24 protein-coding genes are annotated in these 26035 nt (G+C 72.3%); 5 read left to right on the top strand and 19 right to left on the bottom strand.

Annotation, left to right across the window (positions count from 1 at the left end; all coding sequences use genetic code 11):
* Positions 1–11: 11 nt before the first annotated feature.
* The 12 genes from ABGB12_RS16585 to ABGB12_RS16530 all read right to left on the bottom strand — a co-directional run bounded on the left by ABGB12_RS16585 (position 12) and on the right by ABGB12_RS16530 (position 12836).
* Positions 12–455 (bottom strand): aromatase/cyclase, encoded by a 444-nt coding sequence (locus ABGB12_RS16585; protein WP_347678764.1) that lies wholly within the window; start codon positions 453–455, stop codon positions 12–14.
* Positions 455–961 carry a hypothetical protein gene (locus tag ABGB12_RS16580; protein ID WP_347678762.1) on the bottom strand — a complete coding sequence of 169 codons (507 nt, stop codon included), beginning with the start codon at positions 959–961 and terminating at the stop codon, positions 455–457. The genes ABGB12_RS16585 and ABGB12_RS16580 overlap by 1 nt, the downstream gene beginning before the upstream one ends.
* Positions 958–1965: a hypothetical protein gene (locus tag ABGB12_RS16575; protein WP_347678760.1), complete on the bottom strand. Its 1008-nt coding sequence runs from the start codon at positions 1963–1965 to the stop codon at positions 958–960. Before ABGB12_RS16575 ends, ABGB12_RS16580 begins: the two co-directional genes overlap by 4 nt.
* Positions 1962–4571 (bottom strand): phosphoenolpyruvate synthase, encoded by a 2610-nt coding sequence (locus ABGB12_RS16570; protein ID WP_347678758.1) that lies wholly within the window; start codon positions 4569–4571, stop codon positions 1962–1964. Before ABGB12_RS16570 ends, ABGB12_RS16575 begins: the two co-directional genes overlap by 4 nt.
* On the bottom strand, positions 4568–6397 hold the full coding sequence (locus ABGB12_RS16565) for an AfsA-related hotdog domain-containing protein (RefSeq protein ID WP_347678756.1): 1830 nt from the start codon (positions 6395–6397) through the stop codon (positions 4568–4570). The genes ABGB12_RS16570 and ABGB12_RS16565 overlap by 4 nt, the downstream gene beginning before the upstream one ends.
* Positions 6394–7995, bottom strand: coding sequence for a fatty acyl-AMP ligase (locus ABGB12_RS16560; protein ID WP_347678754.1), 1602 nt, complete (start codon positions 7993–7995; stop codon positions 6394–6396). Before ABGB12_RS16560 ends, ABGB12_RS16565 begins: the two co-directional genes overlap by 4 nt.
* Positions 7992–8237, bottom strand: coding sequence for an acyl carrier protein (locus tag ABGB12_RS16555; protein WP_347678752.1), 246 nt, complete (start codon positions 8235–8237; stop codon positions 7992–7994). Before ABGB12_RS16555 ends, ABGB12_RS16560 begins: the two co-directional genes overlap by 4 nt.
* Before the next feature lie 11 nt (positions 8238–8248).
* The gene (locus tag ABGB12_RS16550) at positions 8249–9247 is read right to left on the bottom strand and encodes an SDR family oxidoreductase (RefSeq protein WP_347678750.1); all 999 of its coding nucleotides are present in this window, start codon (positions 9245–9247) and stop codon (positions 8249–8251) included.
* Positions 9244–9930 (bottom strand): hypothetical protein, encoded by a 687-nt coding sequence (locus ABGB12_RS16545; protein ID WP_347678748.1) that lies wholly within the window; start codon positions 9928–9930, stop codon positions 9244–9246. The genes ABGB12_RS16550 and ABGB12_RS16545 overlap by 4 nt, the downstream gene beginning before the upstream one ends.
* On the bottom strand, positions 9927–11168 hold the full coding sequence (locus ABGB12_RS16540) for an aspartate aminotransferase family protein (RefSeq protein WP_347678746.1): 1242 nt from the start codon (positions 11166–11168) through the stop codon (positions 9927–9929). Before ABGB12_RS16540 ends, ABGB12_RS16545 begins: the two co-directional genes overlap by 4 nt.
* 350 nt (positions 11169–11518) lie before the next feature.
* On the bottom strand, positions 11519–12415 hold the full coding sequence (locus ABGB12_RS16535; protein WP_347678744.1) for a helix-turn-helix transcriptional regulator: 897 nt from the start codon (positions 12413–12415) through the stop codon (positions 11519–11521).
* A 187-nt stretch (positions 12416–12602) separates the two neighbouring features.
* Positions 12603–12836, bottom strand: coding sequence for a DUF397 domain-containing protein (locus ABGB12_RS16530; RefSeq protein ID WP_347678742.1), 234 nt, complete (start codon positions 12834–12836; stop codon positions 12603–12605).
* A 138-nt stretch (positions 12837–12974) separates the two neighbouring features.
* On the opposite strand from ABGB12_RS16530, the gene ABGB12_RS16525 reads away from it, so the two are divergent.
* The 4 genes from ABGB12_RS16525 to ABGB12_RS16510 all read left to right on the top strand — a co-directional run bounded on the left by ABGB12_RS16525 (position 12975) and on the right by ABGB12_RS16510 (position 18036).
* A complete protein-coding gene (locus ABGB12_RS16525; protein WP_347678740.1) occupies positions 12975–13499 on the top strand; it encodes an ATP-binding protein in 525 nt (174 codons plus the stop codon).
* Between the two features lie 399 nt (positions 13500–13898).
* The gene (locus ABGB12_RS16520) at positions 13899–14771 is read left to right on the top strand and encodes a hypothetical protein (protein WP_347678738.1); all 873 of its coding nucleotides are present in this window, start codon (positions 13899–13901) and stop codon (positions 14769–14771) included.
* Positions 14772–14875: 104 nt separating this feature from the next.
* A complete protein-coding gene (gene pta / locus ABGB12_RS16515; protein ID WP_347678736.1) occupies positions 14876–16918 on the top strand; it encodes a phosphate acetyltransferase in 2043 nt (680 codons plus the stop codon).
* Complete coding sequence (locus ABGB12_RS16510; protein ID WP_347678734.1) at positions 16918–18036, top strand: acetate kinase; 1119 nt, start codon at positions 16918–16920, stop codon at positions 18034–18036. The genes pta and ABGB12_RS16510 overlap by 1 nt, the downstream gene beginning before the upstream one ends.
* Before the next feature lie 56 nt (positions 18037–18092).
* Here ABGB12_RS16510 and ABGB12_RS16505 read toward each other — a convergent pair whose 3' ends face one another.
* The 7 genes from ABGB12_RS16505 to ABGB12_RS16475 form a co-directional block, all read right to left on the bottom strand.
* On the bottom strand, positions 18093–18767 hold the full coding sequence (locus tag ABGB12_RS16505; protein WP_347678733.1) for a hypothetical protein: 675 nt from the start codon (positions 18765–18767) through the stop codon (positions 18093–18095).
* Positions 18768–18997: 230 nt separating this feature from the next.
* A complete protein-coding gene (locus tag ABGB12_RS16500; protein WP_347678732.1) occupies positions 18998–20632 on the bottom strand; it encodes a cation acetate symporter in 1635 nt (544 codons plus the stop codon).
* Positions 20629–20958, bottom strand: a complete 330-nt coding sequence (locus ABGB12_RS16495) for a DUF485 domain-containing protein (RefSeq protein ID WP_347678731.1) — start codon at positions 20956–20958, stop codon at positions 20629–20631. The genes ABGB12_RS16500 and ABGB12_RS16495 overlap by 4 nt, the downstream gene beginning before the upstream one ends.
* A 196-nt stretch (positions 20959–21154) precedes the next feature.
* Complete coding sequence (locus tag ABGB12_RS16490; RefSeq protein WP_347678729.1) at positions 21155–22636, bottom strand: cation acetate symporter; 1482 nt, start codon at positions 22634–22636, stop codon at positions 21155–21157.
* A gap of 22 nt (positions 22637–22658) precedes the next feature.
* Positions 22659–23024: a hypothetical protein gene (locus tag ABGB12_RS16485; RefSeq protein ID WP_347678727.1), complete on the bottom strand. Its 366-nt coding sequence runs from the start codon at positions 23022–23024 to the stop codon at positions 22659–22661.
* Between the two features lie 97 nt (positions 23025–23121).
* Positions 23122–23844, bottom strand: a complete 723-nt coding sequence (locus ABGB12_RS16480) for a LytTR family DNA-binding domain-containing protein (RefSeq protein ID WP_347678725.1) — start codon at positions 23842–23844, stop codon at positions 23122–23124.
* 31 nt (positions 23845–23875) lie between these two features.
* Positions 23876–25009, bottom strand: coding sequence for a histidine kinase (locus ABGB12_RS16475; RefSeq protein ID WP_347678723.1), 1134 nt, complete (start codon positions 25007–25009; stop codon positions 23876–23878).
* Between the two features lie 53 nt (positions 25010–25062).
* On the opposite strand from ABGB12_RS16475, the gene ABGB12_RS16470 reads away from it, so the two are divergent.
* Entirely contained in the window at positions 25063–25971 is a 909-nt protein-coding gene (locus tag ABGB12_RS16470) for a formylglycine-generating enzyme family protein (protein WP_347678721.1), read from the top strand.
* Positions 25972–26035 lie beyond the last annotated feature (64 nt).

Genomic DNA, 26035 nt, shown 5'->3' with positions numbered 1-26035 from the left:
GAGGACCCTACTCACCTCGCGGCGAGGGCATCGCGCTCGATGCCCTCCAGCATCTCGGTGCAGTTGTCCTTCAGGGAGCGCTGGGCCACCGGGTTGAGCATCTGCGCCAGCAGCGGGATGCCGATCTCGAAGTCGATGGTGAGGGTGACGTGCGTGCGCCCTCCGGGCTCCTCGGCGACCCTCCAGGCGCCCTCGAACAGTTCCATGTCCCCGCTGAGCTGCTGGAAGGACATGACCCGCCGCTCGTGGTCGAGGGTCTCGCGCTCCTCCCACTCCAGGATCGAGCCCTTGAGCGTGATGGACCACTTGCTGCGCCGGGTCTCCTCGCCCGGCTCCAGCAGCCTGACCCACCGGACGCTGGACATCGACTCGGGGTACCGCTCGATGTCCACGACGGTCCGCCAGACCCGGTCGGCCGGGGCCTGGATGTGCATGTCCACGGTGATCTGCGGCATCAGTGGGCCTCCTCGCTGGTCCATTCCCGGGGCAGGAAGCCCTCCACGCCGACGGAGTCGGCGAGTTTCAGCCAGTCCCGGGCGGTGGCCAGCGCCGGGAAGTAGCCGTCGGGCGACATGGGGTCGGGCACGTCCCCGACCAGTTCCCGCACGCCCGAGATGAGCCGCTCGGCGATCCCGGCGAGTTCCGCGGCGTCCAGCTCCCGGGGCGAGCGGACCAGGGTCAGGCAGTCGCCGCCCAGCGGGTGGCCGGCGACCCCCTCCAGCGCCCAGGCCGCGCGCATGCGGGCCGGCGGCAGCGGCTTGCGGTGGCGCACCACGAGGTTGAGGACGACGGCGCAGTTCGTCCCGATGTTGCGGGCGGTGTGCCGGACCAGTCCCTCCTGGCCGTCGGCGAGAGCCCCGCGCAGGTCCTCCAGCAGAGCGGTGAGCGGCATGCTGGTGCGCCAGATCGCCTGGCCCTTGCACCAGATGTAGCGCCTGGCGTCGACGTCGATCGTCCTCACTTGACCCCCTTGTCCCAGGCGAGCCCTGCCAGGCCCAGCTCGTACAGGCCGACCAGCAGCCCGGTCTCGGCCTTCGAGCAGTCCCGCCACTCGTCCCGTTCGGACAGTCCGCGCCAGGTCTGCGCCTCCTCGGCGGACAGTTCCCACATGCCGCCGGGCCCGGGGGCCACCAGGAAGTGCTCGCGGCCTCCGGGCGAGTGCAGGACCAGATCGGGAGCGCTCCAGGCCGCCCCGTCGGCGCCGGAGTCCCTGCCGCCCAGCTCGGCCACCAGGGCCAGCGCGTCCTCGACGAACGCGGCCTCTCCGCCGGGCTCGGGCAGGGCCGAGAACCGGTCGTGGTGGACGCGCAGGTCGGGCGCGGTGCCGATGAGCCGCTCCTGGAGCCACTTGTCGCCGGTGAACGGCACGCCGCGCCGGGCCAGGACCATGTGCAGCGTCTCCTCGACGGCCAGGCGCGCGTTGGTGGTGGCGGCCAGCGGACGTCCCGCGTCCAGCGCCAGGCGGGCGATCAGCACCGACTCCCGGGCGCGCTCGGCGTATTCGCGGGCCAGCAGCCCCCGCGCCACGGCCAGGTCGACGCCCTCCAGCGGCGGGCCGTCGACCCGCAGCCCGAAGGCGAGGCGGTGCAGCAGCTTGAGCTGCTGCTCCTCCTCCTGGGTGCCGAAGGAGCCCTGCAGCGGCGCGTCGGACTCCAGCGCCTCGGCGGCGTGCGCGAACAGCCTGGCGACGCCCTCGTGCGAGCGGGTCCAGGCGTCGACGCGCAGGGTCTTCACCCAGTGCTCCAGCGGCACCCGCGAGGGGCTGGTGCCGGCGCCGACGATGACGACGTCGAAGTCGCTCAGCCGGTTGCCCAGCCCCCAGGCCAGCGAGCCGCCCGCGATGACGGTGTCGCCCTCCTCGCGCAGGTAGCCGACGCAGTCCAGCACGTCGGCCAGCCCCACCCCGTGGTAGCCGTGAAGCCGGTCGTCGACCCGCTTCCAGCGCGCCTCTTCTTCCCCGCTCAACCGTCCTCCTTCTCGATCCTGACGACCCCGGTGCCCCCGTCGACGGTGAGGGTCATGCCGTCCTCGATCCGGCCGGTCAGCCCGGGGATCTGCACGACGGTCGGCACTCCCAGCTCCCGCGCGACGATCGCGACGTGCGTGAGCGGGCTGCCCCGTTCGATGAGCAGCGCGGCGGCCGAGGACAGCGCCCCCACCCAGCCCGGGTCGGTGCGGTAGGCCACCAGCACGCCGCCGCCGACGTCGCGCGGGCTGTCGACGACCCGCGCCCGGGCGGTGACGACGCCGGGGCTGCACGGGGTGCCGCGCAGCACGTCGGCGCCCTCCTCCCCGGCGGGGGCGGGGTCGGGGGCCTGCGCGCCCCAGTAGACGCTGCCGCGGGTGAGGAACCTCGGCGGCGGCGCGGGCATGAGCCGCTGCTTGGCCTGCTGGGTCCTGCGCAGCCCGGCCAGCGGGCGCAGCTCCCGGTGGTTCATGGTCCCGGCGTAGGCGGCGCGGATCTCCTCGAGTTTGAGGAAGAAGACGTCGCGCCGGTCGCCGAGCGCGCCGACCGACTCCAGGTCGCGGCCGATCGCCTTGAACATGCGGCGGGCCATGCCGAACGCCCTGGTCCGGGCGAAGCGGACACGCTCGCGTTCGCGCAGCGCCTCGCGCACCTTGCCGCGCACCTTGTCGTAGACGAACAGCTTCGGCCCGCTCAGGTGCTCGCGCAGGTAGGCGTCGGCGTCGTGCTCCTCCCGGAGCGCCTGGACGGAGCCGGTGAGCAGCAGCGCGTCCTTGAGCATGGACATCAGCAGCGACGGGTCGTCGTGCAGGTCCGGCTCCTCCAGCTTGAGCTCGTTGGCGCTGCGGTAGCCGAACGCCGCCAGGAAGCCGTCGAGCTCGGCGCGCAGCCACCGCGCGTCCTCGCCCTCGGCGGTGCGCAGCCACTCCCACAGCTCGCCCGCCGGGCGCTCGCGCACCTCTTCGGCCAGGCCGGCGCGTTCGGCGAGGTGTCCGGCCAGCTCCCCCAGCCGCCGCGCGGGCGCGGTGGACTCGACGTCGTCGCCGACCTTCACCGCCTCCCACAGGAACCAGTCGGGGGCGTCGGGCAGCCACCTGGAGTTCAGACCGTGGAGCACGCCGTACGAGAGCATGATCACGTTGTCGAGCACGGCGGTGCCGCCCCATTTCGACAGGAGTCGCTCCTCCAGCCGGTACAGGGCGCGGTTGACCTCGGGGCCGGGGAGCGTCTCGTAGTCGATCGCGTCGAACTCCTCGTACACCCGGTGGAAGTGGTCGGTGAAGGAGGCGACCGACCGGCGGATGGTGAAGAACATGCGCAGGAAGCGCAGGGCGACGCGCAGCCGCACGAGCCGCTCCCGCAGCGGGGAGCCGATCGGGTGCTGGGCCAGCGCGAGCTCCTCGGAGGTCTCGCGGACGCCCATCGCCGCGGCGAGGATCCTCCGGTTGAGCGCGTACCCCGGCAGCAGGCGGATGATCTTGTACCAGTTGAGGACGTTGTAGTAGACCCGGCCGTCGAAGTAGCCCAGCATCTCGCCGAACACCCCGTCCATCCGCGCCAGGTCCCGGCGCGGCACCCCCAGCAGCCGCACGTAGTCGCGGTAGACCCGCTGGTAGGCGTGGCGCGCGAAGCTGAAGGTCAGCGGGGCGGTGACCTCGCCGAACGACTCGATGATGTTGGAGTTGTCCCACACCCGCACCTCCCCCTCGGCCTCGCGCAGGGCGGTGATCGGGCGGCTCTGCAGCACGTGGAAGACGCCGTCGCGCAGCGCCCACTCGACGTCCTGCGGCACGCCGAAGAGCTCCTCGACCGTGTCGGCCAGGTCGCCGAGCTCGCCGACCTGGTCGTTGGTCAGCGCGAACCGCTCGCGGGCGAACGACGAGACCGGGGTGAGCGCGGTGCCGCCGGGCCCCGCGTCGAGCCGCTCGGCCTTCTCCCCGATCACGGCGTCGCCGACGACCCTGGACGTCCGGTCCAGGGTGAGGGTGTCGGCGTCGACCTGGCCGGACACCAGGGTCTCCCCCAGTCCGTAGACGCAGCTGATGAGCGCCTTGGAGCGGTCTCCGGAGACCGGGTCGGCGGTGAACATCACTCCGCTGACCTCGGACGGGACCAGCTCCTGCAGGAGGACGGCCAGGTCGATCCGGTCGGTGGGCAGGTCGTGCAGCCACCGGTAGACCAGGGACCGCGCCGAGTAGGCCGAGGCCCAGCACTCTCTGACCTTCTCGGCCACCGCGTCGAATCCGGTGACGCCCAGGAACGAGGAGTACTGGCCGGCGAAGGAGAAGTTCGGCAGGTCCTCGTCGGCGCCGGAGGAGCGCACCGCGACGGTGCCCTGCCCGATCTCGTCGTAGGCCCGCCAGATCGCCGACAGGGCGGGCCCGTCCAGCGGCGTCACCGAGAAGGCCTTGGCGATGCGGGCCGAGACCTCCCAGGCGTTGTCGGGGTCGAGCCCGGCCAGCAGCCCGGCCAGCTCCTGGTCCAGGCCGGAGCGCTCCCGGAAGCCGCGCAGCACGTCCAGCCCGACCGCCGACCAGGCGGGGACCCGCAGGCCCGCCCCGGTCAGCCGCCGGAGGTTCTCTCCCTTGCCGCCGAGCGCGCTCATGTCCGCACCACCTCCACCATCACCTCCGCCGGTTCCACCCCATCCTGGACGAACCGCACGATCACCGCGCCCTTTCCGCCACGATCGGCGGAGACGGTCGCGGTGCAGGCGAGTCTCACGTCCAGCTCGGCCATCGCCGAGAAGCCGGCGTCGAGGCCGGCCACCGCCAATCGTCCCGCGGGCAGCCCGAAGTGGCGGGACATCGTCCACAGCGCGGCCTGGCGGGCCGCCTCCAGCAGCGCCATGCCCGGGACGTGGTCCTGCGGGTGCTCGAACATCGCCGGGTTGGCCGGGTCGACCGCGACCCGGGCCGTGGTCTCGCCGCGCCGCCACTCCAGGTCCGCCAGCACGACGTTGCCGTCGTGGGTGCGGCCGACGTTGCGGGCGGAGGGGAACAGGCCGGTCCGCTCAGAGGCTCCGACCTCCTCGCCGAGCCCGTGCCGGGCGCGGCCCGCGGCGCGCAGCCCGCGCCAGGCGTCCTCGTCCGTCCAGGAGAAGGACGAGGAGGCCGTGGCCAGCTCCTCGCCGTCCGGGGTGGTGACCCGGTAGTCCAGGGCGAGCCCGGAGCCGAAGCGCCGGGCGACGTCCACCTCGATCCGCACCCGCCGGTGCCGCGCGGCCTCGGGCGGGGCGGTGAGCCTGCCCTTCAGCTCCCGCAGCAGGAAGCGGGTGTCCAGGGGCACGCCGTGGTGGCCGTGGGCGAGGACGTAGCAGCCCTGGCGGCACAGCTCCAGGACGGACAGGAGATCGAGCCTCGCCGTCGGCAGGTCGTTGTAGAAGCGGTGGGCCACGGGAAGCTCTCCGGCCAACAGGACGCCTCCGGAACCGGTGGCCACATGATCGGTGAGGAACACCTCCCCGAGGCCGTCCTTGTGGACCAGGGAGCCGGGGAGGGCGCGTCCGTAACGCAGAGGGCGCGGCTCGCGGGCGAGCGCGCCGGAATGGGAGTGCTCCCACTGGGCGGTGGTGACGCCGGTGAGCAGCGCGGTCTTGCCGGGCACCGACGGGGTCATGGCGGCCGTGCCCAGCACCACCGAGTCCCAGGGCTCGTCCGGCTCGCCGCGCTCCCTTCGCTTGCGCGCCAGCTCGCAGGACAGGTCGTGCCCGGGGCTGCGGCGGTACAGCTCCTCGACCAGCGCGCGCGCCTCGGCCTCCTTGTCCGCCCCCGCGACCAGGTCGGCGTAGACGCGGCGCCGGTCCGGCCCGTCCAGCAGGATGCCGAACTCGCGGACCAGGTCGGCCGGCTCGTCGGCGGTGTGCACGAAGTTGACCAGGAAGTCGTCGTTGGCGAGCCGGTGCCGCAGCTGCCACGGTTCGCGGCGGGCCGGGTCCGCGGGGCCCTTGAGGTTGCTCAGCCGCAGCGTCGCCGGGATCGGAGCCTCGGGCAGCCGCGCCACCAGCAGCAGGCCGGCGCCCGCGCCGACCAGCGCGTCGGCCAGGTCCCGGCGCTCCTTGGTGGCGACGTTCCACTGGTACCACCACATCGCGCGGGTGCTGTGCCGGTCCAGGGTGACCGCCTCGGCCGCCACGATCACCGCGTCCTGCTCCAGCAGCCACTCCAGGGCCGCCTCCAGCCGCCGTCCCGCCACCGCGTCGGGCTTGAGCAGGAGCGAGGCGTGCCGCTCCAGCAGCGCCCAGGGATCGGGGACGACCTCCAGCAGGTCGTCCCAGCCGTCACGGAAGTAGCTGTCGACCGAGAACAGCGCCCGCTTGCGCGGCAGCGCCGAGAGCACGGCCGGAACCGGTTCGGCGTGCTCCCCGCCGATCGTCACCTGGGGGATCTCCTCCGGTGCCCCGTCGAGCCGGGTAACGCCAGCCGTGGTCATGCCACCTCTCCCTGCCGTGCGATGGTCTCCAGTGCTCCGGTCAGCAGCCGCTCCCCGGTGAGCAGCCGTTGGATCTTTCCGCTGGTGGTCTTGGGCACCGAGCGGGCCGGCACCAGCACCACGGCGTCCAGTCGCACGTCGGCCCCGGCCGACACCCGGTCCCGGACGCCCCTCAGGACGAACGACAGGTCGTCCTCCTCATGGCCGCGCGCCACCTCGGCGACCAGCACCACCGCGCCGCTCGCCGTCTGGAAGGCCGCGCTGCAGTGCGGGCGCAGCAGGTCCTCGTCCGCCTCGGCGAGCGCCTCCAGGTCGTGCGGGTGGTGGTTGACCCCGTTGACGATGAGGACCTCCTTGCGCCGGCCGGTCAGGTACAGGCCGCCTTCGTGGACGAAGCCGAGGTCGCCGGTCGGGATCCACTCGCCGAACCGCTCGCCGCGCCAGTAGCCGGCGGCGACGCTGGGCCCCGACGCCCACACCTCGCCGCACACCCCGTCCGTGCACGGCCGGCCGGTCTCCGGGTCGACGATCTCGATCCGGTGGTCGGCGTCCGGCCCGCCGCAGCCCACCAGCTCGGCGCCGGTCCCCGGCACGGCCTTGCCCTCGGCCAGCGCGGCCCGGTCGAAGGAGGTGAGGACCAGGCCGTCGCTCGCGGTCAGCAGCAGGGTCGTCTCGGCCATGCCGTAGGCGGCGGTGAGCGCCTCCTCGCGCAGGCCCCGGGGGCCGAACGTCTCCAGGAAGGCCCGCCAGGTCGCGGCCCGCACCGGTTCGGCGCCGTTGACCGCCTTCTCCCAGCACGACAGGTCCAGGCCGCCGACGTCCCCGGCCCGCCGGACGCACAGGTCGTACATGAAGTTCGGGCCGCCGCTGAAGGTGACGCGGTAGCGGGAGATCGCCTCCAGCCACCGCGCCGGCCGCCGCAGGATCGTGATCGGGGAGGTGGTGTAGCAGGGGACCCCCGCCAGCATCGGGTGCAGGAGCCCGCCGATGAGCCCCATGTCGTGGTAGGGCGGCAGCCAGCTGTAGACCGAGGAGTGCGGGCCGGTGCCGAACGCCGAGATGAGCGACCGGCAGTTCGCCAGCAGGTTCTCGTGGCTGAGCATCACCCCGCGCGGCGCGGCGGTGGAGCCCGAGGTGTACTGCAGGAAGGCCACGCCGTCCGGGCCGGGCGTGCCGACGGGGGCGTCCGGAAGGGAGTCCAGAACGATCCACTCGGCCTCGCCCTTGAAGTGCGGTTCGGCGAACGCGCGGACGGCGTCGTCGGTGACGATGACGCTCACCTCGGCGTCCGCGGCGATCGCCTCCAGTCTGGGCAGGGCGCGGTCCAGCCGGGTCGCGGCGGGCGGGGCGGCGGACACCGCGACGGCGCCCGCGGCGAAGCAGCCGAAGATCGCGGCGATGTAGTCGAGGCCGGGCGGCAGGAGCAGCAGCACCCGCGCGCCGGGCTCCAGCGCCGAGCCGATCCGCAGGGCCCGCTCGTGCAGCTGCCGGTAGGTGAGCCGGTCGCTCTCGTTCAGGCCGTCGCCGAGGAAGATGTAGGCCGGGTCGTCGGGCCGCTCGGCGGAGCGGGCCGCCAGCACCTCGGCGAACGTCCTCATCGCAGCCCGTCCAGGACCAGCGACTCCACCTCGGCGACCGTCTCGGCCTCGAACGCCTCGTCCGGCACGCTCAGCCCGGGGAACTCCTGCTCCAGCAGGGCGACGAGCTCCTCCTTGCCCAGGGAGTCGTAGCCCAGGTCGCCGCCGAGCGTGGTGGACGGCTCCGGCGGCGGCCCGTTCTTGATCGGCGCGGCGTCCAGCACCAGCGTGCGGACGGTCCGGCGGATCTCGGCTTCGGTCATCACGTCTTCCATCACGTCTTCCAGGGCCGGGGGGCCAGCGACGCCAGGCGCGGGTTGCGGCCGGCCCAGTAGCGGGCGGACGCCTCGACGCAGCCCAGGACGTCGTCGACCTCGTGGGAGGGCAGGAGCGGGGAGGTGAGCGCGAAGTACGGCTCGAAGTGGGCCAGCAGGTCCAGCAGGCGGTTCTGCCGGACGGTCAGGTGCTGCCGCGCGAAGGGCAGGAAGAAGCGGTTCCAGCTGTCGGGGGTGATGATGCGGGGGGTGTCCAGCGGCTCCCCGCCGTGCTCGGCGCGCCAGCCGTTGAGTCCTTGGAGCATCGCCCGCACGACCGCCTCGACGGACGGGGCGTGCCCGCCTCCGGCCAGGACGTGGACCTCGCCGGTCCCGGGACGGGCCGCGCAGTCCGCGACGAGCCGGGCCAGGTCGTCCACGGGGATCACGTCGGCGGGCGCGTCCGGTTCCGCGGCGATGACGGGCACCGAGCTCATCGCGATGCCCCGCAGGATCGTGTACATGCCGGCGAAGCGCGCGGCCCTGCCGTCGGAGCGGCGGCCGACGATGAGCGGCGGGCGCACGATGGTCAGCCGGGGGAACAGCTCCCGCGCCAGCCGTTCGGCGTGCGCCTTGGACCACTCGTAGGTGTTGCGGTAGTGCGCCGGGTCGGCCGAGGAGGTGTCGGCGCGCAGCCCGGTGGCGTAGGCGGTGGAGATGTGGACGACGTGGGTGCGCGGCCCGGCGAGCGGGGCGAGCGCCGCGACGGTCGCGACGTTGGCGGCATGCGCCTCCCGCTCGGTCATGGTCCAGCGGACGTCGGCGGCGCTGTGCACGATGACGTCCCAGGAGCGCTCCAGCGGGGCGGGCACCGGCTCGCCCAGCGTCCACGGGACGATCTTCGCCTCGGGGTCTCCGCGCCTGCTGGTCCCCACGGCCTCGTGCCCGGCGGCGCGCAGCGCGTCGAGCACCTCGAAGCCGACCAGTCCCGTCGCCCCGGTCACCAGGATCGTGCTCATGCCAGCGCCTTCCACACTCCGGGCTGGACGACCGCCGCCCCCGCTCCCGCCAGGGCGGAGAGGACCACGGCCAGCAGCGCCCGGGCGCGGAACGCCCCGAGGACGCGCGTGTAGGAACGGTCCCCGCCGGAGCCGAGCTTGCGGGCCAGGTCGACGGCGAGCGCCAGCAGCGTCCCGAACGCGAACACCCGCCACGCCCGGAACCCGACGGGGCTTTCGCCCGCGCCCAGCTGCGCGACCCAGACGCAGGCCAGGCCGGACAGCGGGACGTGCGCCAGCGGGTAGAGCAGCGGCCGTCCCTCGAGCCGCCCGCCGGTGAAGAAGTCCTGCGCGGCCCAGCACAGCCAGCCGAGCAGGATCAGCCACCAGCCGGACGCCGCCTTCCCGGCCGGGAGCGTGACCGCGGCCTGGACGGCCAGCGCCCCCACCGCCACCAGCCGGAGCCGCCCGAGGGTGACCCGTCCACTCTGCAGGACGCGTTCGGGATGGGCGGCCAGGTCGGCCTCGTAGTCCTTGTGCTCGTCCACGATCCGGACCAGCAGGTAGAAGCACCACAGCCCGGCGAAGGCGGACAGGGCCGAGGGTGCGAGGCCGCCGTGCCCGAAGGCGTGCGCCACCACCGCGACGGCCAGCAGGAGGACGGCGTTGGCCGGCGGGTAACGTTCCAGGAACCAGGCGGTCACCGCGGCTCCAGGTAGTCGCGGGCCGCTGTGCACGCCTTGGCCAGCGCCTCGAGGGCACGGTCCAGTTCGGCGCCGGTGGTGACCAGCGGAGGCAGCAGCCGGATGGTGTGCGGGGAGCCGAGGCAGGGCGAGACGAGCAGCCCGTGGTCGGCCAGTTCGGTGAAGACGCCTCCGGCGACCGCGGGGCTCGCGAAGTCCATTCCCCACAGCAGGCCGTGCCCCCGGACCTCGGTGATGAGGTCGGGGTGTTCGGCCGCGAGCGCGGCCAGGCCCTCCCGGACCCGGGAGGACAGCTCCTCCCCCCGCGGGGCGAGCCGGTCGAGGGCCGCCAGGGCCGCGGTGCCGGCGGCGCACGACAGCGGGTGGCCGCCGAAGGTCGCCGTGTGCCAGGTGGGGTCCTTCAGCAGCGGCGCGTACAGCTCGTCGGTGGCGGTCAGCGCCGACAGCGGCAGCACTCCCCCGCCGAGCGCCTTGCCGAACAGCACGGCGTCGGGCCGCCACCCCTCGGCGAGTGCGACGGAGAACGGGCCGCAGCGGTGCAGTCCGGCCTGGATCTCGTCGCTGATCACGAAGGCTCCGGCGGAGCGGGCGTCGGCGGCCCAGCGGGCCGCGTGCGGCAGCCGCCTGACCCCGCCCTCGCCCTGCACCGGCTCCATGATCAGCGCGGCCACGTCACCGGCGGCGCAGTGGCGGGCGACGGCCTCGGCGTCCTCGCGCCCCACCCGGGTGACCCCGGCGAGCAGCGGTTCGAGCCCGGCCCGGTAGACCGGCGCGGAGGTCAGCGCCAGCGCGCCGAGCGTCTTGCCGTGGAAGGCTCCCTCCACGGCCAGGACTCGGGTGCGGCCGGACGCGCGGCGGGCCAGTTTCACCGCGGCCTCGACCGCGTCGGCGCCGTCGCTGCCGAGCCAGATCCGGTTCAGCGGCGCGGTCCGCGCGGCCAGGGCGGCGGCGAAGCGGGCCACCGCCGGGTTGGCCAGCGCGCGGGTGGCGGTGGGCATGAGGTCGAGTTGCGCGTGGACGGCGGCGACGACGTCCGGGGGCCTGTGGCCCAGGAGCGTCACCGCGTAGGAGCCGAAGTCGACCAGCTCGCGCCCGTCGGAGAGCCGGACCGTGGCGCCGGACGCCCCGGTCTCGACGGCGCCCTTGGCCAGGAGGTTGTAGCCCAGCGCGAGCCCCGGGGACAGGTGGCGCCGGACGGAGTCCAGCACCAGGGTCGCGGAGGGCTCGGTTTCTCGCACGGACCGTCCTTCAGGGCTTTGTCGTTAAGTTCGCGGAAAAACCATCGAAGACGAATGGATCTTTGGTTGTCAAATCAGAACAGGATCGGCACCTGATGTTCACATGCCTTTAACAAGGGTCCTGGAATAGAGGTGCCCCAGGTCACACCCCCTGCTGGAGCCCTTGCCACACAGGGCCTGCAGGGGGCGCAATACGGCCCGCCTTTGTCAGATGAGTCACAATCACGGCCGTCGGCAAGGAATTGCCACAGCCAATTCAACCTTCAACCACCGGTGCGGAACCGGGAAAACAAAAACGTCCGGTCCCCGGGCCTGAGCCTGGGAACCGGACGTTCCGGCGGGATTCCGCCTCACATGGCGTCGTGGATGCGCTTCAGGAGGGCCGGGGTGTCGGTGACCGACTCGGCCTCCACGCAGAGCTGCTCCATGACCGTCAGATAGCGTTCGATGTCCTCGCGCTTGTCGAGGTAGAGCGCGCTGGTGAGCTGTTCCAGGTAGACGATGTCCGGCAGGTCGGGCTCGGCGAAGCGCAGGATGCTGAAAGGGCCTCCGGCCGCCGCGTGGCCGCCCCGCGCGAACGGCACGATCTGCAGGGTGACGTTGGGCAGCTCGCACAGCTCGATGAGGTGCCGCAGCTGCTCGCGCATCACCTCCGCGCCGCCCAGGGGACGCCGCACGACCGCCTCGTCGACCACCGCCCACAGATGGGGGGCGTGTTCGGAGTGCAGCAGCTCCTGGCGCTTCATGCGCATCTCGACCCGGCGTTCGATCTCCTCCGGGGCCGCTCCGCCGTGCCCCAGGAGCGTGACCGCCCTGGCGTACCCCTCGGTCTGCAGGAGGCCGGGGACGAACTGCACCTCGTAGGCGCGGATGCGGCTGGCCGCCTCCTCCAGGCCGATGTAGTTCTCGAACCACCGGGGAAGGACGTCGTTGTAGTTGTGCCACCATCCGTTGGCGCTGGCCCGGCGGGCCAGGCCGAGGGCCTTCTCCCGTTCCGCGGCGTCGTGCACTCCGTAGAGGGTCAGGAGGTCGGCCACGTCGCGCTCGCGGAAGGAGACCCTGCCGAGCTCCAGGCGGCTGATCTTCGAGTCCGACGCGCGGATCGCGTAACCCGCCTGCTCACGGGTGATTCCCATGGCCTCCCGCAGGCGCCGAAGCTGCGCACCCAGCAGGATGCGCAGCACGGTGGGACCGCCGCCGGCCGCAGCGGAGATGTTCAACACGGTCGTGTCTGCCGCTTGAACCATTCGGGGCTCCCTGTAGGCCCGCCTCTTCGGCCGGGCCTTATGAGAATTCCATCAACGGGCGGATCAGTATCCCACGGGATGCCCCCCTTGGCCATGCGTCATCCGGCGGGCACCGCCCGTAACACCAGGTGACGGGGGGTCAGCCCCCGGGTCAGGGCGCGGGCCGGGCGGTCACGGCCGCCGGCGATCAGGCGACAAGATGATCGAATTCACCGTCCTTGGCGCCGCCGAGGAAGGCCTCGATCTCCGCGCGGGTGTAGATGAGCACCGGACCGTCGGGGTGCCGGGAGTTGCGCATCGCGATCTCCCCGCTCGGCAGCGCACTGAGCTCGACGCAGTTACCGCTGGGGTTGCTGCGACGGCTCTTGAACCAGAGCGGCTCTGCTGCGTGCGCGAACGCTCCCTGTGCGTGATCCCCCATGGATTGCTCCGTTCCAAGCATGATTTTTTCCGCTGCAAGGACCGATGCACGTGCAGAAGCCCTTGCACCTGCACGGCTCGGAAGGGAAAGATAGCGGACACCCACGCAGCGCATCACCGGACCGCGTCAGGACATCTCATGACCGTTAAGCGGGCTCCTCGCATGATCCACAGTCGGCGGCTCTCCTGCGTCGAAGAAGGCCGATGGCCTGAGATGCTGCCGACCCTGGACGCGAGCCACTGGCCTACTCCCCCTGCCTCCGGCACCAGCCGACTCGCCCGGCACCCGTTGAACAGCAACCTGGACTCACCCAGGATCGCCCGGGACTTCGCCCGCAGGACTCTGGCCGAGTGGGAGCTGGAGGAGATCCTGTGCGAGACGGGGGTCGTGATCTCCGAACTGGTCACCAACGCCCTGCGCTACGGCCTGCCTGGCCGGCACCGGATCGCCCGCGCCCCGATCCAGCTCATCCTCATGCGCCAGGAGCGCCGCGTCCTGGTGATCGTCACCGACCCCAGCGGGGAGCCCCCGGTCCTCGGTGAGCCCGACGAGTTCGCCGAGAGCGGCCGGGGCCTGCAGGTGGTCGCGGCGATCTCCGAGGCCTGGGGCTGGGCCCCGCTGTCGACCGGCGGGAAGGCCGTCTGGTCCTCGTTCGCCATCTGAGCCCGCCCTCCCTCCATAGTGACGTTCCTACCGGTCCTCCAGAACATGGCCGGCCCGCCCTGGGCGCCGCGATCGTGGACGCGGCGCCGCCGGCGGACCGGCAACCGGCCTTCGACCTGTGGTTCTGCGCACCGCCCGGCACGGCCGTCGCCTCCCTGTCGGCGGCCGAGTCCAATGCCGAGGTCATGACCGAGTCGGCTCCGGCACGGTTACTCGGCCTCTGCCGGGGTGTGTTCTATCTTGTGTTCCCGCCGGGGAGCCACGGCCGGTCTCCTGGCCTATGCCGAAAACGACAGCCCCGGAGTGGTCCGGAGTTGAGCGGGTAGACAGGGGAGGAAAGGTCATCGTTTCAAGACTGTGGGGCGACATGACCGTTTCGTCTCTCTATAGTTTCGCGGCATGAACGTCGGGGGACCGGTCCGCGCGGCGGAGACCAGGACCGTCAAGGGCGCGGCGGCACGGCGCGACGTCCGGGACTTCCAGCGCACCTCACTGCCGGACCCGGGCGGGGACTTCCTGCTGCGGGCCGTCTGCGCCCCCTACGCTGTCGGAGCCACCGGGACCGGCCCGCTCGTCCTGGTTTGGAACGGGACACTCTGGGAGAACGATCCCCTGCCCGCCCTGGACGCCGCGCTCGACGGCGCGATGCTCACCGCGGTGGCGGGACGGGTCGCCGTCGGAGGGGCGTTCGACCGGCTCCGCGGCCGGGAGGTCCCGCTGCTGCTGCGCCGGGCCGCCGAGGGCTGGACCGAGGAGAAGCCCCCGAACACGGGTTCTCCCTACGTCCTGACCGGAGTGCACGGCCGCTGGGCGGTGGGGCACGGCTTCCCCGGCACCGTCGTCCTGCACCGCGGACCCAGAGGATGGGCGCCCGCCACTCCGCCCGGCCCCGCCGTCCGGCTCCTGTCCGTCGCGGCGCTCGACCGGTACCTCTGGGCGGGCGGGGAACGGGACCGCGAAGGAGTACTGCTCTCCTTCGACGGGCGCTCCTGGAACGAGCGCCGGACGAAGACCGGGCCCGTCACCACGCTGGCGCTCTGGCGCGGACGCCCCTGGGCCGCGGCGGGCCGGACGCTGCTGGAGTGGACGGGACGCCGCTGGGCCCGGCACCGGGCACCGCTGTCCGTCAACGCGCTGACCGCGACCCCCGCCGCCCTGTACGCGGCGGGCGCGGGGGAACTGGGCGTCTACGACGGGCGGTACTGGAACGTGCGGCCCCTGCCGGGGACCTGGCTGGGCGCCGACCCCTCCTGGCTGGTGGGGTCCGCCTGAGCCCGGCGTGATCCCCGTCTCCCGGGTTTTCCCCCACCTCGTACGGGCGGGTAGCACGGCGGAACTACGATCGGTTCTCGAAGATCCCTCCGGACAGGAGACCCATGACCCGCGCCGTCTACATAGCCGCCACCGGAGCCGCCACCCGCAAGGCGACCGTCACCCTTGGGGTGGCCGAACTGCTCTCCGCCAAGGTCCGCAGGCTCGGTGTGTACCGGCCGGTGGTCGAGGGCGGGCGGGTCGACTCGATCATCGAGACCGTGGTGAGCCGGTTCAACGCGCGCGGCTCCACCGGGGTCACCTACGACGAGGTGCACCGCGACCCCGCCAGGGCGACCGCCGACATCGTCGCCGGATACCGTGCGCTGGCCGCCGTCTGCGACGCGGTGATCGTCGTCGGCACCGACTTCACCGACGTGGGCGCGCCGACGGAGTTCGAGTTCAACGCGGTGATCGCCTCCCACCTGGGCACGCCGGTGCTGCTGCTGGCCACCGGGCACGGACGGCGGCCCGAGGAGGTCGCGGCCGGAGTGACGGTCGCCGCCAAGGAGCTGGCCGCCGAGCACGCCGCGCTGCTGGGGGTGGTGGTCACCCGGGTCGACCCCGCCGAGGCGGAGGCGGTGCGGGCCGCGGTGGGCGTCGAACGCACGTTCGTGATCCCCGAGGAGCCCCGGCTGTACGCGCCGACCGTCGGGGACCTCATGGCCGCCTGCTCCGGCACGATCTTCCGCGGCGACCCCCGGCAGCTCGGACGCGAGGTGTCGGGGCTGGCGGTCGGCGCCATGTCCCTCCCCCACATCCTGGAGCGCCTGACCGAGGGCCAGACGGTGATCATCCCGTCCGACCGGGCCGCCGCGCTGCTGCCGGGGCTGCTGGCCGCGCACTCGGCCGCCACGTTCCCCGCGCTGTCGGGGATCGTCATGACCGGCGGGCTCGACCTGCCCGAACCGGTGCTCAGGCTCGTCGACGGCATGGCGCCGAAGCTCCCGGTGATCGCCACCGACCTGGACACCTTCGAATGCGCCACCCGGCTGGGCCGGGCCGAGGGCCGGTTCAGCCCCACCAGCGCCGGCAAGATCGACCTGGCGCTGCGATTGTTCGCCGAGCACGTCGACGGCGAGCGGCTGCTGGAGCGGCTGCACGTCACGCGGTCCTCCGCCGTCACCCCGCTGATGTTCGAGTACGACCTGCTGGAACGGGCGCGCAACGACAGGCGCACCATCGTCCTGCCCGAAGGCAAGGAGGAACGCATCCTGCGCGCCTCGGACATCCTGCTGCGGCGCGGGGTCGCCGACCTCGTCCTGCTCGGCGAGCAGGACGAGATCCGGGTACGGGCCTCCGAGCTCGGCCTCGACCTGGAGGCCGCGCGGGTGATCAGCCCCTACGACCGGGAGCTGCGGGAGCGGTTCGCGGCGGAGTACGCGCGGATCCGGGCGCACAAGGGCGTCTCGCTGGAGCTCGCGCGCGACACCGTGACGGACGTGTCGTACTTCGGCACGCTGATGGTGCAGCTGGGCCTGGCCGACGGGATGGTCTCGGGCGCGGCGCACACCACCGCGCACACCATCCGGCCCGCGTTCGAGATCATCCGCACCGCGCCGGGCGCCGCCATCGTCTCCAGCGTGTTCTTCATGTGCTTGGAGGACCGGGTCCTCGTCTACGGCGACTGCGCGGTCAACCCCGACCCGACGGCCGAGCAGCTCGCCGACATCGCCGTCCAGTCGGCGACGACCGCCGCGGTGTTCGGGGTCGAGCCGCGGGTGGCGATGTTGTCGTACTCCACCGGGACCTCCGGCAGCGGGGCCGAGGTGGAGAAGGTGCGGCGGGCCACCGCGCTGGTGCGCGAGCTGCGGCCCGACCTGCCCGTCGAGGGGCCCATCCAGTACGACGCGGCGGCCGACGAGACCGTCGCGCGGGCCAAGATGCCCGACAGCGCCGTCGCGGGCCGCGCCACGGTGTTCGTGGTGCCCAACCTCGACACCGGCAACAACCTCTACAAGGCGGTGCAGCGCAGCGCGGGCGCCGTGGCCGTGGGGCCTGTCCTGCAGGGCCTGCGCAAACCCGTCAACGACCTGTCCCGAGGGGCCACCGTGCAGGACATCGTCAACACCGTCGCGATCACCGCGATCCAGGCGCAGGGAGCATGATGCGGTACGTCCTGGTGCTCAACTGCGGCTCCTCCTCCATCAAGTACCGGCTCGTGGAGGTCCCGTCCCTGGAGACGGCGGCGGGCGGCATCGTCGAGCGGGTCACCGACCACACCGAGGGCATGCGGCAGGTCCTGGCCGAGCTCGAGGCGGCGGGCCCGGACCTGGAGCGGGTGGCCGCCGTCGGCCACCGGGTGGTGCACGGCGGCACCCGGTACGCCGACCCCGTGATCATCGACGGCGCGGTGGAGCGGGAGATCGAGAGGCTGTGCCCGATGGCGCCGCTGCACAACCCGGTGAACCTCATCGGCATCCGCGCCGCCCGCTCCGTCTTCCCCTCGGTGCCGCACGTCGCGGTCTTCGACACCGCCTTCCACCAGACGATGCCGCCCGAGGCCTACACCTACGCGATCCCCCGCGACTGGACGGACGGCGGCGTCCGGCGCTACGGCTTCCACGGCACCTCGCACGCCTACGTCTCCCGCCGGGCCGCCGAGTTCCTGGGCCGCCCCTACTGCGAGGTCGACTCGATCGTCCTGCACCTGGGCAACGGCGCCAGCGCCAGCGCCGTGGAGGGCGGGCGCTGCGTCGACACCTCCATGGGCCTCACCCCCCTGGAGGGGCTGGTCATGGGCACCCGCTCCGGCGACATCGACCCCGCCCTGCCGGCCTTCCTCGCCCGGACCCGCGGCCTGTCCGTCGAGGAGGTCGATCACGCCCTCAACCACGAGAGCGGCCTCCGCGCCCTGTGCGGCCACAACGACCTCCGCGAGATCTGGCCCCTGGTGGACTCCGGCGACCCCGCCGCCGCCCTGGCCATGGAGGTCTACACCCGGCGCGTCCGCAAGTGCGTCGGCGCCTACTACGCCGTCCTGGGCCGCCTCGACGTCCTCGTCTTCACCGCCGGCGTGGGCGAGAACGATCCCCGCACCCGGGCCATGATCCTCGCCGGCCTGGAGAACCTCGGCATCCTCCTGGACCCGGAGGCCAACGAGTCCCCCTCCCGTTCCTCCCGCGTCATCTCAGCCCCCGGCTCCCTCGTCACCGTCCTCGTCGTCCCCACTGACGAAGAACGCGAGATAGCCGTCCAGACCCTCTCCGTCACCGGCCTGTCCTGACGCTCCGGGCCCACGGCCCCGGCAGAACGATGTCCCCGCGGTGGACCGCGGGGACATCAGATCGGGACCGCCGCGTTGACCTTGATGCCGGCCTCGGCGAAGGTGCTCAGGATCTCCGGTGGTGGCTGCTCCACCCCGAGGAAGTCCACTCGCGTCAGCTGCCCGGCGTAACGGGCCAGGCGGGACGCGAGTCTGAGCGTCGGCACGGTGCCCGCGAACGTCAGCGTGCTCAGGTACGGCAGTTGGGACAGCACGTCCAGGGTCTCCGGGGCCAGCCGAGGCAACCGCAGATAGAGCACCCGCAACCCCGGCGGCAGCCAGCCCAGACCCGTCCCGGTGGCCTCCCCCGCCGACAACCTGGCGACCTTCAGTTCCGGATGCAGCCCCAGCGTCCGGAACGATTTGTCGGTCAGCCCCTCGCCCATCAGCGAGACCACCCGCAGATCCGACTCCGGCAGCGCGAACTCGCCTCGCAGGCAGGGCGAGTCCAGTGCCAGATCGGTCAGCCCCCGCAACCCTCGAAGCGCCTCCGCCCCCGCGTCGCTGAACTCTCCTTGCACCTTCAACACCGTGAGCCAGGACAGCTCTCCCACCTCACGCAAGATCTCATCACTCACCCCGGTGAGGTCCAGCTCCCTGAAGAAGGACTGGCTCCGCAACGACGGCACCCAGTTCCCCGTATAAGCGAGTTCGACGTCCCCGGGGAGATCCGCACTCCACATTTCCCCCATGAATCCAGCGTAGTCACCGAAGGTGCACTGCCTTCGATGCCCGCGTTACGCCAAGGCATCCTTTCCGTTGCCGATTCCATAGCCAGGTATCAGCATTCCCGGCCTTTCGGCCGAAGAGGCCCGTGACAGCGGAGAGCGCGGCCCCGGCCAGGGCGCGAGAGGATGGAGGCCGGGACCGCGCTTCCCCCGATTCCCCGGCGAGGGCCGGAGGGGTCAGCGGGCGACGCGGGTCAGTGGGAGGTGGCCTCCTCCGCGCCGACGCCGGTCAGGGAGCGGACCTCCATCTCGGTGTACTTGTCGGCGCGGTACTCCTTGCTGAGGACCGTGCCGAGGTAGCCGAAGAGGAAGCCGAGGGGGATGGAGACGAGGCCGGGGTTCTCCAGCGGGAACCACTGGAAGTCGACGCTCGCGGGGAACAGGGACAGGCTCTTGCCGTCGGGGCCGACTCCCTTGCCGGAGACCACCGGAGAGAAGATCACCAGCAGGACCGCCGAGCCGAGGCCGCCGTAGATCGAGGCGACGGCGCCCGCGGTGTTGAACCTCTTCCAGAACAGGCTGTAGAGGATCGCGGGGAGGTTGCCGGACGCCGCGACGGCGAAGGCCAGGGCGACCAGGAAGGCCACGTTGAGCTTCTGGGCGAAGATGCCCAGGACGATCGCGACGGCGCCGATGACGAACGCCGAGATCTTGGCGACGCGCACCTCCTCCTGCTCGGTGACATCGCCCTTGCGGATGACGTGGGCGTACAGGTCGTGCGCGACGGACGAGGAGGACGCCAGGGTGAGCCCGGCGACGACGGCCAGGATCGTGGCGAAGGCGACGGCCGCGATGAACGCCAGCAGGACCGTGCCGCCGACGTCGCCGAAGATGAGCGAGCCCACCTTCTCGGCCAGCAGGGGCGCCGCGGTGTTGCCCGCCGCGTTGGACTCCCGGATCGTCCCGGAGCCGACCAGGGCCGCCGCGCCGAAGCCCAGCACCAGGGTGATCAGGTAGAACACCCCGATGATCCCGATGCCCCACAGCACCGACTTGCGGGCGTCCCGCGCGGTCGGCACGGTGTAGAAGCGGATGAGGATGTGCGGCAGGCCCGCGGTGCCCAGGACGAGCGCGAGGCCGAGGCTGATCAGGTCGAGCTTGCCGGCCAGGCCCTGGGCCTCGGTGCCGTACTTCAGGCCGGGCTCCAGGAAGGCGTCGCCCTTGCCGCTCTGGTTCGCGGCCTCGCTCAGCAGGGAGGAGAGGTTGAAGCCGTACTTGCCGAGCACCAGCAGCGTGATCAGCGTGGCGCCGCCCATGAGCAGCACCGCCTTGACGATCTGCACCCAGGTGGTGCCCTTCATGCCGCCCACGACCACATAGACGATCATGAGGATGCCGACGCCGACGATGGTGAACGCCTTGGCCGCCTCGCTGGTCAGGCCGAACAGCAGCGCGACCAGCGCGCCCGCGCCGACCATCTGGGCCAGCAGGTAGAAGATCGACACCGTGATGGTGGAGATGCCGGCCGCGGTGCGGACGGGCCGGGGGCTCATCCGGAAGGCCAGCACGTCGGCCATGGTGAACTTGCCGGAGTTGCGCATCAGCTCGGCGACCAGCAGCAGCGCCACCAGCCAGGCGACCAGGAAGCCGATCGAGTACAGGAAGCCGTCGTAGCCGCTGAGCGCGATGATCCCGGCGATGCCCAGGAACGACGCCGCGGACATGTAGTCGCCGCCGATCGCCAGGCCGTTCTGGACCGCGGAGAAGGAGCGGCCTCCCGCGTAGAAGTCGGTGGCGTCCTTGGTCTGCCGGGACGCTCTGACCGTCAGGAACAGGGTCAGTCCGACGAAGAGCAGGAACAGGGCGATCGCCAGGCTCTCGTGGCTCATCGGCGGGCCTCCTCACGCAGGTTCTGGGCCAGCGGGTCGAGCTTGGCCCCGGCGTACCGCGAGTACCAGTAGGCGATCGCGAAGGTCGAGACGAACTGCAGCAGGCCGAAGATCAGTGCGACGTTGATCGAGCCGATGACCTGCTGTCCCATGAAGTCGCGCGCCCATCCAGAAAGCACGACGTAGAGCAGGTACCAGACGAGGAACGCGGCGGTGACGGGGAAGACGAAGGCTCGGAAGCGGCGCCGCAGTTCGGAGAACTCGGGTCTGGCCCGGATCTCCTCATAGACGGCGATCCCTTCCTGCTCTTCTTGGGAGGTGCTCACGAGGGGCCTCCTTGGAGTGACGGGGGTCACGGTGGATGGGGTGCGCCCACAACGTAAAGCCCCGCCCATGACCAGAGGAGACATGTATCGCCGAGCCGCCGCCGAACTGCGTTCATCCCGTTCGGCGTGCGATGAACGGTCAATCGGACGCGCCGAACGGTTGCCACCGGGATGCCCAGCTCGTCGAGGACCCGCCTCAGATCCGCCGGGGCCGCCAGTCACCCCGGTCCAGCCGCAGCCGCTCCGGCGTGTGCAGCCGCACCATCGTCCGCGCCACCCCCGCCGGACGCTCGGTGCGCCGGGAGACCGCGACCATGACGAGGAAGGTCAGCGGCACCGTCCAGGCCCCCGGCTGCGCCAGCAGCACGGCGGCCCAGCCGTCCCCCGGCCCTGCGGCGACCGTCCACACCACCGCCGCGCCGGTCAGCGCCCCGCCGGTCAGCAGGCCGACCAGCGCCCCGGCCGCGGTCAGCCCCCGCCACCAGATCCCCAGCACCAGCAGCGGGCAGAACGTCGAGGCCGACAACGCGAACGCCATCCCCACCATGGTCGCCACCGGCAGCGGCGTGGGCATCAGCAGGGCGAGCAGCAGCGGCACGCCCAGCGCGGGGACGGTCGCCGCGCGGAACGAGCGCACCCCGCCGCGCAGCAGATCCTGGCCGATCACCCCGGCCACCGACACCGTCAGCCCCGAGGAGGTCGACAGGAACGCCGCGAACGCCCCGGCCGTCAGGAGGGCGGTCAGCACCTCGCCGAGCACGCCCCCCACGAGCCTGCGCGGCAGTTCCAGCACCACCCCGTCGGCGCCGGTCGAGCTGCCCACCAGGTCGGAGGCGTACAGCTTGCCGAGCGCTCCGTAGACGGCCGGGAGCAGGTAGAACACCCCGAGCAGCACCAGCACGACGGCCGTGGTCCGGCGGGCGGTCCGCCCGTCGGGATTGGTGTAGAACCGCACCAGGACGTGCGGCAGCCCCATGGTCCCCAGGAACGTCACGAGGATCAGCGAGTAGGTCGAGTAGAGCTGCCGGTCCCCCGTCAGCGGAAGCAGCCAGGTCTGATCGTCGATGCCGGGGGCTCCGTCGCGCCGCCAGGCCGCCAGCAGGAACACCAGCGGGACGGACAGCGCGGTCAGCTTCAGCCAGTACTGGAACGCCTGGACGAGGGTGATGCTGCGCATGCCGCCGCCGAGCACCCCGATGATCACGACCGCGGCGACCAGCGGCCCGCCCAGCCAGCCCGGCGCGCCGATCATCCCGGTCAGCACCCGGCCCGCGGCCTGCAGCTGCGACAGCAGGTAGAGCCAGCCGATGAGCACCACCAGCAGGCTCGCCGTCCGGCGGACGGCCATCGACTCCAGTCTCGCCTCGGCGAAGTCCGGCAGCGTGTAGGCGCCGGACCTGCGCAGGGGCGCCGAGACCAGGACGAGCAGCACCAGATAGCCGCCGGTCCAGCCGACCGGCAGCCACAAAAGGTCGGCCCCGCCCGCCAGCACCAGCCCCGCGATCCCCAGGAACGAGGCCGCCGACAGGTACTCGCCCCCGATCGCCGAGGCGTTGACCAGCGGCGAGACCGTCCGGGAGGCCACGTAGAAGTCCGACGTCGTCCGCGAGAGCCGCAGCCCGTAGAACCCCACGAGCAGCGTCGCCAACGACACCAGCGCCACGGCCGCCAGGTTCACCGGCGCCCCGCCGGTTCCGTGATCACTTCCGCTCCACCAGTTCCGCGAAGTCCCGCTCGTTCCGCTCGGCCTGCCGCACGTACCACCAGCCGATCCCGGCGAACACCGGATACACCGCGCCCGCCAGTAGCAGCCACGGCAGCGGCAGGCCCAGGAACCGAGCCTCCCGCACCGGGGGGACCAGCAGCAACAGCAGCGGCAGCCCCCCGACCAGCAGGGCCAGCAGCGTGCACACGAACAGCGACAGCCGCAGCTGCGAGCGCACCAGCGCGCTCATGTACACCTCGCCCAGCCGCGTCTGCTCGTCGATCTCCCGCGTCCCCGGGCTGGGCCTGCGCCGTGCCGCCCCCGTCCGCGGGCTCGTCACCGTCACCCGCCGCTCGCTCATCCTCTCCTCCATCCCTCCAGCATGCAGGTGAGCGGCCGGTGACACACCGCGACCGGCCGTTTCCGCGCGGGTTCCGGCCGGCCCGGGCGCGCCGGGATCACGGGCGGTCCCGCCGCAGGAGCCGGTCCCGCAGCTCGCGGGTGTGGCGGCGGCTCACCGGGATCTCGGTCCCCGCGACCACGACGGTGCAGCGTCCGCTGTCGAGGCGCAGTTCGGTGATGTGCTGGACGGCGACCAGGTGGCTGCGGTGGACGCGCAGCAGGCCCGCGTCCCGCCAGCGTTCCTCCAGCGCGGTGAGGGGGATGCGGACGAGGTGGCTGCCGGAGCCGGTGTGGAGGCGGGCGTAGTCGCCCTGGGCCTCGATGTAGTGGACCTCTCCCGGCTGGACGAAACGGGTGACCCCGGAGAGCTCTACGGGCAGCGGCTCGGGGTCGGGCCGGGCGGGGGCCGTGTCGTCGGAGATGCGGCGGACGGTCTCGGCCAGCCGTTCGGGGCGGACGGGTTTGAGCAGGTAGTCGGCGGCCTGGATCTCGAAGGCCTGGACGGCGTGCTCCTCGTGCGCGGTCACGTAGACCAGGCGGGGCGGGGTGGCGAACTGGGCGAGGAGCCGCCCCAGCACGATGCCGTCCAGGCCGGGCATCCGCACGTCCAGGAAGACCGCGTCGAAGGGGCGGTCCGCGGCCAGGGCCCGGTCCAGGGCGCGCAGTGCCGCCGCACCGTCTCGCGCCCCGCTGACCTCGTGGATCCTCGGATGGGAACGCAGCAGGTACATCAGATCGTCCAGGGCGGGGATCTCGTCGTCGACTGCCAGCACACGCATTCCCAAAGAGTGATGACCCTCACATCAGATGTCAAACAGCCGAAACACCCGGATGGTACTTCGGCACCCGAAGGCTGATCTTCATCCCGGCGCCCTCCGCCGTCTCGACCACCAGCCCGTAGTCGTCGCCGTAGACCTGGCGCAGCCGGGAATCCACGTTGGCCAGGCCGATCCCGCTCTCGCCCGTCCGCTCCCCCGCCAGGACCCGGCGCATCTCCTCTGGATCCATGCCGACGCCGTCGTCCTCGACGCTGATCCGGCACTCGGCTCCGGCGTCCTCGGCCAGCAGGATGATCCGCCCCGGCCCCGGCCGCCCCTCCAGCCCGTGCCGGACGGCGTTCTCCACCAGCGGCTGCAGACACAGGAACGGGACGGCCACCGGCAGCACCTCCGGCGCGATCCGCAGTGTCACCCGCAGCCGGTCCTCCCCGAACCGGGCACGGGCCAGCAGGAGGAAACGATCGACGTTGCGCAGCTCCTCGGCCAGCGTGGTGAAGTCCCCGTGCCTCCGGAAGGAGTAGCGGGTGAAGTCGGCGAACTCCAGCAGCAGCTCCCGCGCCTGCTCCGGGTCCGTCCGGACGAACGAGGCGATCGTGGTGAGGGAGTTGTAGACGAAGTGCGGCGAGATCTGCGCCCGCAGCGCCCTGACCTCGGCCTCCACCAGCAGGGTCCGGGAGCGGTCCAGCTCGGCCAGCTCCAGCTGGGTGTCCACCCACCGTGCCACCTCCTCGGTGGCCCGCACCAGCCCGGCCGAGGCGTGCTCCCCGTAGGCGATCAGCGTCCCCACCACCCCGCCGTCGGTGGTCAGCGCCACCACCACGGCCGCCCTCCCGTCCGGCAGCTCCACCATCCGGGGGCGGCCCGAGGCCAGGGTCTCGTCCGCGAGCTCCAACGCGTCCTTGGGCCCGGTGAGCACCTCGTCCCTGCTGGTGATCGCCAGCCCGTCCGCGCCCAGCAGCTCCCGCAGGTGTCGCCCGGCCTTCTCCGCCCCCTGGCGGGTGAGCCCACCGCGCAGCGCGGGCGCGGCCAGCGACGCCTTGTGCAGGGTCTCGAACGCGGCCCGCTCCACCGGACCGCCGAGATCACGCCGCCTCAGCCGCACCAGCAGGAGCACGGCCCCCACCACCAGAAGCACCGCCAGCACGGCGGGCAAGACGAACTCCACCCCGTAAAGCTAACCCCGGGCGACCCCTTCCGAACGGCGGATAACCTGAGATCATGACCGCCGAGTCCTCCGTTCCCCCCTGCTGCGCCGCCTCCCGTCCCGCCTCGGCGCCCCAGCCGGTCGCGCTCGCCACCCCTCCTGCGCGCAAGGGCGATCCCCTGAAAGGGATGATCAAGCTCGAGGGCGGCGTCTTCCGGATGGGCAACGAGGACGAGCGAGCCAACCCACTGGACGGCGAGGGCCCCGTCCGCGAGGTCGAGGTCGCGCCCTTCCTGATCGACCCCACCGCGGTGACCAACGCCCAGTTCGCCCGCTTCGTCAAGGAGACGGGCTACGTCACCGAGGCCGAGCGCTTCGGCTGGTCCTTCGTCTTCCACCTGCTCCTGCCCCCGGACGTCGCCGCGAGCACCCTCTCCCCCGAGGTCACCCCCTGGTGGCGGGCGGTCGACGGCGCCTACTGGAAGGCCCCCGAGGGCCCCGGCTCGGACGTCCAGCGCCGCCAGAAGCACCCCGTCATCCACGTCTCCTGGAACGACGCCCAGGCCTACGCCGCCTGGGCCGGCAAGCGCCTCCCCACCGAAGCCGAATGGGAGTACGCCGCCCGAGGCGGCCTCGACCAGGCGCGCTACCCCTGGGGCGACGAATTCGCCCCCCGAGGCCAGCGCCGCTGCAACGTCTGGCAGGGCCAGGGCGTCTTCCCCGACCACCACACCGGCACCCCCGGCCCCATGGCCGCCGACTCCTACCGTCCCAACGCCTACGGCCTGTACAACACCGTCGGCAACGTCTGGGAGTGGTGCGCCGACTGGTTCGACGACGCCCAGGACCGCCGCTCCATGCGAGGCGGCTCCTACCTGTGCGACGACTCCTACTGCAACCGCTACCGGGTGGCCGCCCGCACCGCCAACACCCCCGACTCCAGCACCGGCAACACCGGCTTCCGCTGCGCCGCCGACGCCTGATCCGCCTTTCGACCCGCAGGAGACGGGTCAGGAGGCTCCCGAGCAGCAGGGCTCCCACCGCGAG

This window comes from Actinocorallia sp. B10E7 (assembly GCF_039871655.1).
Taxonomy (GTDB): Bacteria; Actinomycetota; Actinomycetes; order Streptosporangiales; family Streptosporangiaceae; genus Actinocorallia.
This window is presented reverse-complemented; position numbering and strand designations above follow the sequence as displayed.